Below are 10,976 nucleotides of genomic sequence, written 5' to 3' on the forward strand. Positions count from 1 at the left end.
GCTGGCTAATGGACAAGTTTCTATAAATATCTTATCTTGATGATATATAATGACTTTAAGTTCCATTTTTCCAACAATCGGAGACTTTGATTAGTATTTAATAATGAATGCTTAATATTTAAGACAATGTTCAAGAATTATTCAAAAATACTTAAGTTTTATAGTCTAGTTTGTAAAGATATTATAAAATAATAATATTAGTTAGATAAAAGGTAAAACATTATAATTTGTAATACTTGTAACTTTAGATTATGATTAAAATATTTTTGAATGGAGTGGTGTAATGTATAACTTATTGGTTGTAGATGATGATGTTGATATTTTAAACATAAATCAAATTTACTTTTCTAACATAGGTTTTAATGTATACACAGCAGAGACTGCCAAAAGTGCAATGAAGATAGTAGACAATATAGTTTTAGACTGTATAATACTAGATATTGCATTACCAGATTTAGATGGATATAAAATATGTAATGCTATAAAAGAAAAGGTTAACATACCTATAATATTTTTATCTAATTATGAACATGAAGAGGAAAGAGTTCAAGGTTTTTTATCTGGAGGAGACGATTACATAACAAAACCGTATAGCTTAAAAGAACTTGAACTTAGAATCTATGCTCGAATGAGGCAATATAAAAACATTACATCAGTTCCTAATGTATTAAAGTTTTCATCTTTAGTAATAAATGTAAATTCAAGAAAAGTAACATTTGATGAAAAGAGTATTGACTTAACCACCATGGAGTTTGAAATACTATTATTTTTAGCTGAAAATAAAGAACAAGTATTTTCAAAAATAGAGATATATAATCAAGTTTGGAAAATGCCTGATGTTGGAGACCAACATACTGTACAAGTTCATATTGCACAGATGAGGAAAAAAATTAATTCTTTAAGCAGAGAGCATCAATATATTCAAACCGTATGGGGAAAAGGATATAAGTTTGTACCATAAGTAAGATAATGTAAGCAATAAATAATTCTTGTTTTATCATTTAATATTACTACAAAAGAAAGAGATGTGGTTAATGCAATGAAAAAGTCTAATGTATTAAAAGGAACTCTCATTGTATTGATAGTCTCTCTGTTGGCAATAACAGGATTAAATTTTCTGTATAAATATGATAATAAATATACATATAAGTCTATTAGAGCGAGTGATGGAATTTTAACTATAGATGAGGATACCTTTTCTAAAAATAAACTTGTTTTTTTAATAGATGATTGGGAATTTTACAACCATAAGATATTTAAGCCAAAAGATTTTATAGAGAAACACATAAAACCAGAATACATTTTTATAGGACAATATCCAGATTTTTCTATGAGAAAAGAAAAACAGTCGCCATATGGAAATGCAACTTATCGCATGAGGATAAAAAATGAAGGTAAAGACAAAGTACTAAGCCTAGAACTTCCAGAAATTTTTTGTTCAAGTGAAGTTTGGATAAATGGTGAGATGGTCTCTAAATTGGGAGATATAGGTACAGAAAGATATAGACCTAAAATTAAAAACACAGTAGTAAGTTTTGTTGCAAAGAAAGATACAGAAATTATAATCAATGTGTCCAATTTCTCACATTATTATAGCGGTTTGTATTATCCACCTGCATTAGGAAAAACAAAAGATGTAAGTAATATGATATTTTATAGATTACTTTTTTATAGTATCATTTGTTTTACAACTATTGCAATAGCTATATTTTCTCTAGCTGTTTGGGCACTTTCAAAACAAAGCAAGCTATATTTATACTTTGGATGTATGTGTATTTTTTTTGCTATACATGTGTCATACCCTTTTATACATTTAATGGGGTTTCCTTTAGTGAATTTTACATATGCAGTTGAAGATTCATCATATTTTATAGCAGTTTTATGTATTATTTGTATAAATGGAAACATATCCAAAATTGAGAGAAATAAAGTATATAGATTTTTAATTTTACCATTAGGAATTACTATGTGTATCATATCCATTGTGATACCAGTTATTCTTCTTCCATATGATATATACTTTGTTAATATCTATGGAAAATTAATAGACATATATAAATACGTTGTATTTATTTATATATTGATGTCTTCAATAGTTTCAATTTATAAAAAAACATACTCTGAGCAATTAAGCTCCTATATTTTAGTTTCAGCAGACATAGTGTTTGGTGTCAGTATATTATTTGATGTAGTGACTAGTAATAGGTTTGAACCTATATTTACAGGATGGCAAACAGAATACTGTGGGTTTTTAATAGTTATTTTATTTTCTATTATGATGATAAATAGAAATAGAATAATAATAAAAGAAAATGAAAAACTCACACAAAATCTTGAGCATGAAGTTGAAGTAAGAACTAATGAACTTACAACACTATTAAATGAACGTAAAAAATTCTTGGCAGACGTAGCACATGATTTAAAGGCACCTGTTTCAGCTATACAGGCATTTATAGATTTAATAAAGATTGGGAATATTCATGTAGATGAGGAGACAAAAACCTATCTTTATGCCATAAACCAAAAATCAAATGAAGTGCAAAATAGAGTACGTAGTTTACAAGAATTTACATCACAAGACAAAAAAATTGGCCTTAGTGAAAAAATATGCCTAAATGACTTTATTAGGGAGGTATATGAAAATAATTTACCAGATACACAAGCATGTGGTGTAAATTTTGAAGTTTATATATTAGATAAAAAAATATATGCAAAAGTAAATAAAGAAAGATTGGCTAGAGCATTTGAAAATTTAATTTACAATGCTTTAAGCTTTACTCCATTTGATGGGAAAATAATTTTGTCAGTGAATAAAGAAGATGGATTTGCAATTATTAAAATTTCTGATAATGGCAAAGGGATACCAGCAGAAAATATACCAAAGATATTTGACCGATTCTTTACAGAAAGGGACAATAGTACTTCAAAAGGTCAAGGTTTAGGATTATATATTGTTAAATCCATTATAAGAGAACATGATGGAGAGATTTTTGTAGATTCAGAGTTGGGAAAAGGAACTGTTTTTACAATAAAATTAAGTTTATGTTTTTTATAATAAATGGTTATTTAATATAAAAGAATAATGATATTTAGGAGTGATTATAATGCAAACTAAGATATTAATAATAGATGGAGACAAGAATAATTGCCAGGAATTAAAAAATTTCTTGGAGCAAAAAGGAATAAATGTAGATTTGGCGTATAACTGTGAAGAAGCTATTGGAAAAATATTTAGCAATAAATACGATTTGATATTTTTAGAAATAATCTTAACTGATGGTGATGGATGGACTTTATGCAAAAAGATTAGAAATGTAACTACGTGCCCGATTGTTTATATGACTTATATAAATGAAGACCAAAGTATTTTAAATGCTTTAAATTCTGGTGGTGATGATTATTTAATTAAACCTTTAAATTTAGAAATACTATATGCAAAGGTAAAAGCAATTTTAAGAAGAGTAAATTCATACATAAATAACAATGAAAGTAATACAAGATTAGAAGAATACAATAGAACAAGTGGAGTAATAAAATTAGAAGATAAAATAATAAAATTAACTCCAACAGAAAATAAGTTGTTGAACTATTTTATAGAGAATCCGGAAAAGACCTTAACTACTAAAGAGATATATGAACATGTATGGTTAAATGATTATCTAGAGGATAATTATAGTGTAGTAGTTGCAGTAAATGGACTGAGAAAGAAAATAGAGAAAGATTACAAAAATCCTCAAAAAATCATAACAATAAGAGGAGCAGGATATTACTTTAATAAGGAATAATAAATATATAGATTATAAAAGGTTAAATCTAGTTAACAAATCTCAATAGCAGATATAAATAATAAATTACGTGTAGTACGTATTATTACTTATATCTGCTATTTTATTGTCGTCAAATATAGTTAAATTGTAAAGTAAATGTCAAATATAGTCCAAAAAGTAAAATTAATGTTAAAAAAGTGAATATAATTTTACACTTGTTTAACTTAAACCTAATATAGATTTAACTTAAAAAAAGTAGAATAAAAATATAGAAAATTTAATAATGACGAACTTATAAAAATTTAAATTTTAAATACAGAATGAAAATCAATTAGGTATATTTTAATGGGAGGATATTATGATAGTAAAATCTAGGTTAGTAGGTTTAGAAAAAAATGACAATAATGGAAATAAGACAAAATATATAGTTGAAAAAGTAGCAAAAAATATATTTCTACTAAGTGCTTTAGTAGCAGTTGCAAGTTTACTTTTGATAATAGGATTTGTATTTTATAAAGGGTTAAGACCTTTTATATTTGAGGGATACTCATTTATAGATTTTTTAACAGGTGCAGATTGGGTTCCTTCAGCTAATAAGTTTGGAATATCATCTATGATAGCAGCATCAATAGTTGCTACAATTGGTGCACTTATAATAGGAGTACCGATTGGAATATTAACATCTATATTTATAGCAGAAGTAGCACCTAAAAGATTAGCAAAAATAATGTCACCAGCAGTTGAACTTCTAGCAGGTATACCTTCAGTACTGTATGGAGTGTTTGGTCTTGCAGTAATAGTTCCAATGATACAAAGTATATTTAATCTTCCAAAAGGACAGAGTTTATTAGCAATAATAATAGTATTAGCAGTAATGATGTTACCAACAATAATATCTGTATCAGAAACAGCTATAAGAGCAGTACCAAAAGCATATAAAGAGGGTTCATTAGCACTTGGTGCATCAAAAATAGAAACAATATTTAAAGTTGTATTACCAGCTGCAAAGTCTGGAGTATTAGCTGCAGTAGTATTAGGAGTAGGAAGAGCTTTAGGAGAAACAATGGCAGTAATACTTGTTGCAGGAAATTCACCAGTTATGCCAACTTCTATAACAGATAGTGTAAGACCACTTACAACTAATATAGCACTTGAAATGGGATACGCATTTGGGACACATCAAGAAATGTTATTTGCAACTGGAGTAGTATTGTTTACATTTATATTAATTTTAAATTTAGTTTTAAATAAACTTTCAAATAAGGCGGTAAATTAAGATGAGAAAGTTCAGAGAGAATATATTGAAATTATTAGTATATCTATCAGCATTATTTACAATAGTATCACTAGTAGTTATAGTAGGATTTATATTTATAAAGGGAATCGGAAATATGAATTTTAATTTCTTATTTAGTAATTATTCAGCATCAGGTGATGGTGGTATCTTCCCAATGATAATTACAACATTATATACTGTAGTGGTTTCTATAGTTGTAGCAACTCCAATAGGAATCTTAGCAGCTATATATTTACAAGAATATGCTAAAAAAGGAAAAGCAGTTACAGCTATAAGATTTGCAACTGAAAGTTTGTCAGGAATACCATCCATAGTTTATGGATTATTTGGAGGAATTTTCTTTGTAGTTACCTTAAAAATGGGATATTCAATAGTTGCAGGGTCACTTACAGTTGCAATAATAATATTACCAGTAATAATTCGTACTACAGAAGAAGCTTTAAAGACAGTTCCTCAATCATATAGAGAATCATCTCTAGCACTAGGAGCTACTAAATTTCAAACTTTATATAAAGTAGTACTTCCAAGTGCAGTACCAGGAATTCTATCAGGAGTAATATTGTCAGTTGGTCGTATAATTGGAGAATCAGCTGCCATACTACTTACAGCAGGTACTGTAGCTAAGATGCCAGGAGGAATATTTGATAGTGCAAGAACACTAACTGTACACTCATATTTACTAACTAAAGAGAGTGGAGACATAGCAACAGCAGCTAGTATAGGTATTGTTTTAATAGTAATTGTATTAGTATTAAATATGTTAGCAAGATTTGTTGCTAAGAAGTTAAATAAGGCTAATTATTAAATTTAAGAGGTGTGAATGATGGAATTAATCAATAAAATAAAAATGAGTGTAAAAGATTTGGATTTATTTTATGGCGACAAGCAAGCTCTAAATAAAATAAATATGGATATAAAAGAAAATAAAGTTACTGCTTTAATAGGTCCATCTGGATGTGGAAAATCTACTTTTATAAGAACATTAAATAGAATGAATGACCTAATAGAAAATGTAACAATTACAGGGAATATTTCTGTTGATGGAGAAGATATCTATACTTCAGATGATGTTATAAATCTTCGTACAAAAGTAGGAATGGTATTTCAAAAACCTAATCCATTTCCTATGAGTATATATGATAATGTTGCATATGGACCTCGTACACATGGGTTAAGAGATAAAAAGCAACTAGACAAGATAGTAGAGGAAAGTTTGAAGGGAGCAGCTATTTGGGAGGAAGTTAAAGATAGGCTTAAGTCATCTGCATTAGGATTATCTGGAGGGCAACAACAACGTATATGTATAGCAAGAGCAATTGCTATGAGACCAGAAGTTATACTTATGGATGAACCTACATCTGCTTTAGACCCAATTTCAACATTAAAAGTAGAAGAACTTATAGAAGATTTAAAAAAGGACTATACAATAGTCATAGTTACACATAATATGCAACAAGCTGCTCGTATATCAGATGAAACAGCTTTTTTCCTAAATGGAGAGGTTATAGAATTTAGTGATACAAAAACTATGTTTACTACTCCTGTGGATAAAAGAACAGAAGACTATATAACAGGTAGATTCGGTTAAAATATATAACTATAAAGGAGTTAAACAATGGTCAATAATAGTTTAGATATAAGTATTGATACTTTAAAAGAACAGACAGTACTTATGATGGAAAAATGTGAAGAGGCAATAGAAAAGTCTGTAACTTGTATGATAGAGAAAGATTTAGAAGGTGCAAGAAAAGTAGTAGAAGATGATGAAAAAATAAATAAATTGAGAGAAGAAATAAGAGATAAAAGTATAGAATTAATAGTACTTAAACAACCAATGGCAAGGGATTTAAGATTTATTTATTCTTTGGGAAACATATCAATAGAATTAGAAAGAATTGGAGATTATGCAGCAAATATAGCTAGAGAAATGTTGAAAATAGGTGGAGAAGCGTATATAAAAGAGTTAATAGATATTCCTAAAATGGCAAAGGAATGTAAGAATATGATGTCTCAAACTAGAGAAGCTTTAATATCATTTGATGCAAGTATAGCTTATAATGTTGGAAGTAAAGATGATATTGTAGATGATTTGTATGAGCAAGTACAAATTGATTGTTTAAAAATAATGCATGAAAATTCAAATACGATAGACCAAGGAGTAAAACTTTTACTTATAGGAAGATACCTTGAACGAATTGGAGACCATATAACAAACGTATGTGAAAAAATAATCTTTGCAATTGAAGGTAAAATGGTAGAGATAGGATAAAAAAACTGCTTTATAGCAGTTTTTTTATTGTCTAAATTAAAATGTAATTGTTAAAAAGATGCGATTAATGGGTAAATTTAAAAAATTGTGATATACTAGGAACATATTAAATATGAGGATGCGTATTTTATATAAGGTGCTTTTAGGAGGTGGAAATTTGAAACTTCAAAAGATGGGTATGAGGACTATAAAGACAGGAATTAGTGTAACTTTATGTATGCTTCTTGGTAATTATTTAGTTGAGAATATGTTTTATTCTTTAGTAGCATGTATAATTTCTGTTCAGGACACAGTGAAAGGTTCTTTAAAGACAGGAATCAATAGAGTAGAAGGTACTATTTTAGGTGGTATAATAGGATTTTTATTTGCTATCACCAAAGCGGGAGACCCATTTTTATGTGGTCTTGGTGTAATGTGTTCAATATATCTATGTAATCTGTTTAAAATAAAGTCAGTAGTTGTTGCCTGTGTCACTTTTCTAGCCATACATCTAGGTGTGGGAAACAATGACCCCGTATACTATTCTTTACACAGGGTATTAGATACATCTGTAGGAGTTTTATTTGGTGTACTCGTTAATTATTATGTTGCTAGACCAAACTACCTAAATAGTGTTATAGATGAGTTTAAAAAAATAGAAGAACTTTCAATGTTGCTTATTGAAGAAAAAATACTTAGAAAAGAAAATCTAGACGTAGAAAAATTTGAAGAAGAAGTAGAGAAATTGGAAGAAATATATTCAAAACTTATCGATGAGTTAGACTATAGTTTAAGTGAAACCAATATAGAAAAAATAGAAAATGCCTTAAGGATATGTAGAGAAATCCACTTTCACATGCAATCTATAGAGTTACTAGAAAACAAACTCTATTTAAAAGAGCATACATATAAGTACCTTAAGAAAACATATGGTGTGGATGAACTGGATTGGAATGTAGATGAAGAAAAAAGTCCAGTGTTTAACTATCATTTAATGAAAATAATGCTTGAAATAGAATTATTGAAAAAATTAAATAAGTCATATCAATAATAGTCAATAAATAATAAATAAAAAATAGTATCTTTGTAAATATTAAACATATATAAGTTTAATTTACGGAGGTACTATTTTTTATGAATACTATAAATGAAAATTCTAAAATATTAGAAAGATACAAAATGAAGCTTTTTGGAGAACTTGTAAAGGCAGTATGGAATGAGGATACAGAAGATATTGAAAACTTGCCTGAAAAAATTTTAAGTGAAGACTTAAAAGAAAATTTAGATAGTCATTTTGATAAGCAATTTGATAAAGATACTATGGTGAATTTAATCAGGGTAACTATGGGATTAGATGTAACAGGAGATACAGATAAAAACCTAAAAGATGCACTGCACGAAGCTGTAAATTTAGATGAAGTAAAAAGACCAATAATATCTATAATATCAGATGCTTGTAAATATTGTGATGAAAATAATAAAGAAGATGAGTCATGCAAGATAAGAAATAAGCATATTAATTGTAATGAGGAAGATACATGTAGTGCCTGTGGTGATTGTGTGTCAAGATGTAAATTGGGTGCAATATCAGACAAGATAGAATTTATACCGATGATAAAGCTATTAAAAGATATAAAGAGTCCTGTATATGCAATAGTCGCACCAGCTTTTGTAGGGCAATTTGGAAAAGATGTAAGTCCTGGTAAGTTAAGAACTGCATTAAAAAAGATAGGATTTGAAGATATGATAGAGGTTGCTTTAGCAGCAGATATGCTTACTGCAAAAGAAGCATATGACTATTATGAGCATATGAAAAATGATGAAGAAGGATGCTTTATAACTAGTTGCTGTTGTCCTATTTGGGTTAGCTTAATACAAAATAGTTTTCCTCAAATATTAGATAAGGTATCACCATCTGTGTCACCTATGATTGCTTGTGGTAGAGCTGTAAAGATTTTAAATCCAGAGGCTAAAGTTGTATTTATAGGCCCTTGTATGGCAAAGAAGAAAGAAGCAATGTTGGAAGATATAAAGGATGCAGTTGATTTTGTGCTTACGTTTAAAGAATTACAGGAAATATTTGATGCATTAGAACTAAATCCAGCAGTAATGGATGAAAGTAATAGAGTAGAAGCATCTCTTTCAGGTAGAGTTTATGCTAGAACAGGGGGTGTAAGTAAAGCTGTTAAATTATCAGTTAGAAGAATTGATAAAAATATAAAGTTTAAAGAAAAAGCATTTGAAGGAACAAAAGAATGTATGGATGGTCTAAAGAAAGTTTTAAATAAAGAGATAGAGGCTACTTTCATAGAAGGAATGGGTTGCGTAGGAGGTTGTGTGGGAGGTCCTAAGCGTATTTTAAGTGTAGAAGAAGGTACTAAGAATGTCGATGAATACAGTGAAAGTACAAATATGGAAACACCATTTGATAATTTAAATGTGCTACAATTTTTAACTTCTATGGGAATAAAGAGAGTAGAATCACTGGGAGAAAAAGAAGAAGAACAAGTAAAAAAAATATTTAGTAGAGACATAAAAAGTAATAAGAAGGACAATAAATATAAAAAATAATTTTCTTAAGTTTGAGTTTATGTTTTTATAAAAAGGGAGATATGGGGGATGAAAATTAAAGATAATAAAACTGTTTTTCATGTAATTATACGTGTATTTCTTGTAGCTATTTTAATTCTAACTGGGACATTATTAGAAGAAAAAATTAACAATGTTCCAGTTGAAAATCTCAATACAAAAGATAAAACTACATTAGAATTACTTTCTCAAAATAATACGTTAGGAGAAATTATATATAAAACATCTCAAGAAGAGGGGAAAGGACCAGGAGCTACATCTGAAAAAGTTGCGTACATAACAATAGATGATGGACCATCAAAATATACAAATGCATTGCTCGATATTTTAAAAGAAAATGATGTCAAAGCGACATTTTTTATGCTTAATCAAAATATGAAAAACCACAAAGAAGAGGTGAAGAGAGTCTTAGAAGAAAAAAATTCAATAGGATTTCATAGTGTAAGTCATGATATACATAAGTTGTATAAGAGTCCAGAAATAACAGTTGGAGAATTTGACACATGTAATAAAACACTACAAGATATAACTGGTCAAAGCTCAAAATTAATAAGGCTACCATATGGAAGTAAGCCATATATGCCAGAAGGTTCATACGATAAGCTTATGGCAAATGATTACCTAATTTGGGATTGGAATTTAGATACGCAAGACTGGAAATCGTCCACAAGTCAAATAGTTAGTAATATCTTATATTATGGAAGAAAAAGAGATGAATTAGTAGTATTAATTCATGAAAAAGAACAAAGCGTAAATGCTTTAAATAATATGATAAGAATTTTAAAAGAAAGAGGATATACTATATTGCCAATCACAGAGAATGTTATGCCTAAAAACTTCTGGCAAGAAAACCTATAGTAAATTTTAAAAAATATAAAATACAATAAAGCATTTATAAAATATAATACATAATTTAATGACATTTAAAATATTATAGTTAAAATGTCATATAGGAAAATAGCATATAAAGTGAAGCTAGAATAAAATTGATAAAATAGTAGCAAAAATGTCAATAAAGTAATAGAATAATTATTGACTATATAAAACAAAATAATGTAAAAAAAATAGTATAGAT

At 28.2% G+C, this 10,976-nt stretch carries 10 protein-coding genes; all 10 read left to right on the plus strand.

All coding sequences use genetic code 11. The features are described 5' to 3' along the window. Positions 1-283: 283 nt before the first annotated feature. Positions 284-961, plus strand: a complete 678-nt coding sequence (locus KGF52_RS18395; RefSeq protein WP_227841187.1) for a response regulator transcription factor — start codon at positions 284-286, stop codon at positions 959-961. A 78-nt stretch (positions 962-1,039) separates the two neighbouring features. Next, positions 1,040-3,055, plus strand: a complete 2,016-nt coding sequence (locus KGF52_RS18400; protein WP_227841188.1) for a sensor histidine kinase — start codon at positions 1,040-1,042, stop codon at positions 3,053-3,055. Positions 3,056-3,104: 49 nt separating this feature from the next. Then, positions 3,105-3,785, plus strand: a complete 681-nt coding sequence (locus KGF52_RS18405; protein ID WP_227433687.1) for a response regulator transcription factor — start codon at positions 3,105-3,107, stop codon at positions 3,783-3,785. Positions 3,786-4,125: 340 nt separating this feature from the next. Continuing rightward, positions 4,126-5,043, plus strand: coding sequence for a phosphate ABC transporter permease subunit PstC (gene pstC, locus KGF52_RS18410; protein ID WP_227433688.1), 918 nt, complete (start codon positions 4,126-4,128; stop codon positions 5,041-5,043). Between the two features lies 1 nt (position 5,044). Then, positions 5,045-5,869, plus strand: coding sequence for a phosphate ABC transporter permease PstA (pstA, locus tag KGF52_RS18415; RefSeq protein ID WP_227828309.1), 825 nt, complete (start codon positions 5,045-5,047; stop codon positions 5,867-5,869). Positions 5,870-5,887: 18 nt separating this feature from the next. After that, complete coding sequence (gene pstB / locus KGF52_RS18420; RefSeq protein ID WP_227828310.1) at positions 5,888-6,652, plus strand: phosphate ABC transporter ATP-binding protein PstB; 765 nt, start codon at positions 5,888-5,890, stop codon at positions 6,650-6,652. 27 nt (positions 6,653-6,679) lie between these two features. Next, positions 6,680-7,333: a phosphate signaling complex protein PhoU gene (gene phoU / locus KGF52_RS18425; RefSeq protein WP_227828311.1), complete on the plus strand. Its 654-nt coding sequence runs from the start codon at positions 6,680-6,682 to the stop codon at positions 7,331-7,333. 157 nt (positions 7,334-7,490) lie between these two features. Then, entirely contained in the window at positions 7,491-8,363 is an 873-nt protein-coding gene (locus tag KGF52_RS18430; protein WP_227433692.1) for an FUSC family protein, read from the plus strand. Positions 8,364-8,446: 83 nt separating this feature from the next. Continuing rightward, positions 8,447-9,883, plus strand: a complete 1,437-nt coding sequence (locus KGF52_RS18435) for a [Fe-Fe] hydrogenase large subunit C-terminal domain-containing protein (protein ID WP_227828312.1) — start codon at positions 8,447-8,449, stop codon at positions 9,881-9,883. A gap of 48 nt (positions 9,884-9,931) precedes the next feature. Next, complete coding sequence (locus KGF52_RS18440; RefSeq protein WP_227841189.1) at positions 9,932-10,759, plus strand: polysaccharide deacetylase family protein; 828 nt, start codon at positions 9,932-9,934, stop codon at positions 10,757-10,759. Positions 10,760-10,976: the final 217 nt, after the last annotated feature.

Source organism: Clostridioides sp. ZZV15-6597 (assembly GCF_020657815.1).
Taxonomy (GTDB): domain Bacteria; phylum Bacillota; class Clostridia; order Peptostreptococcales; family Peptostreptococcaceae; genus Clostridioides.

What these genes read in the sequence shown, in the direction of transcription:
- KGF52_RS18405 (WP_227433687.1), top strand. Translation starts at nt 3,105, where the DNA reads ATGCAAACTAAGATATTAATAATAGATGGAGACAAGAATAATTGCCAG.
- KGF52_RS18440 (WP_227841189.1), top strand. Translation starts at nt 9,932, where the DNA reads ATGAAAATTAAAGATAATAAAACTGTTTTTCATGTAATTATACGTGTA.
- KGF52_RS18400 (WP_227841188.1), top strand. Translation starts at nt 1,040, where the DNA reads ATGAAAAAGTCTAATGTATTAAAAGGAACTCTCATTGTATTGATAGTC.
- KGF52_RS18395 (WP_227841187.1), top strand. Translation starts at nt 284, where the DNA reads ATGTATAACTTATTGGTTGTAGATGATGATGTTGATATTTTAAACATA.
- pstA (WP_227828309.1), top strand. Translation starts at nt 5,045, where the DNA reads ATGAGAAAGTTCAGAGAGAATATATTGAAATTATTAGTATATCTATCA.
- KGF52_RS18435 (WP_227828312.1), top strand. Translation starts at nt 8,447, where the DNA reads ATGAATACTATAAATGAAAATTCTAAAATATTAGAAAGATACAAAATG.
- phoU (WP_227828311.1), top strand. Translation starts at nt 6,680, where the DNA reads ATGGTCAATAATAGTTTAGATATAAGTATTGATACTTTAAAAGAACAG.
- pstC (WP_227433688.1), top strand. Translation starts at nt 4,126, where the DNA reads ATGATAGTAAAATCTAGGTTAGTAGGTTTAGAAAAAAATGACAATAAT.
- pstB (WP_227828310.1), top strand. Translation starts at nt 5,888, where the DNA reads ATGGAATTAATCAATAAAATAAAAATGAGTGTAAAAGATTTGGATTTA.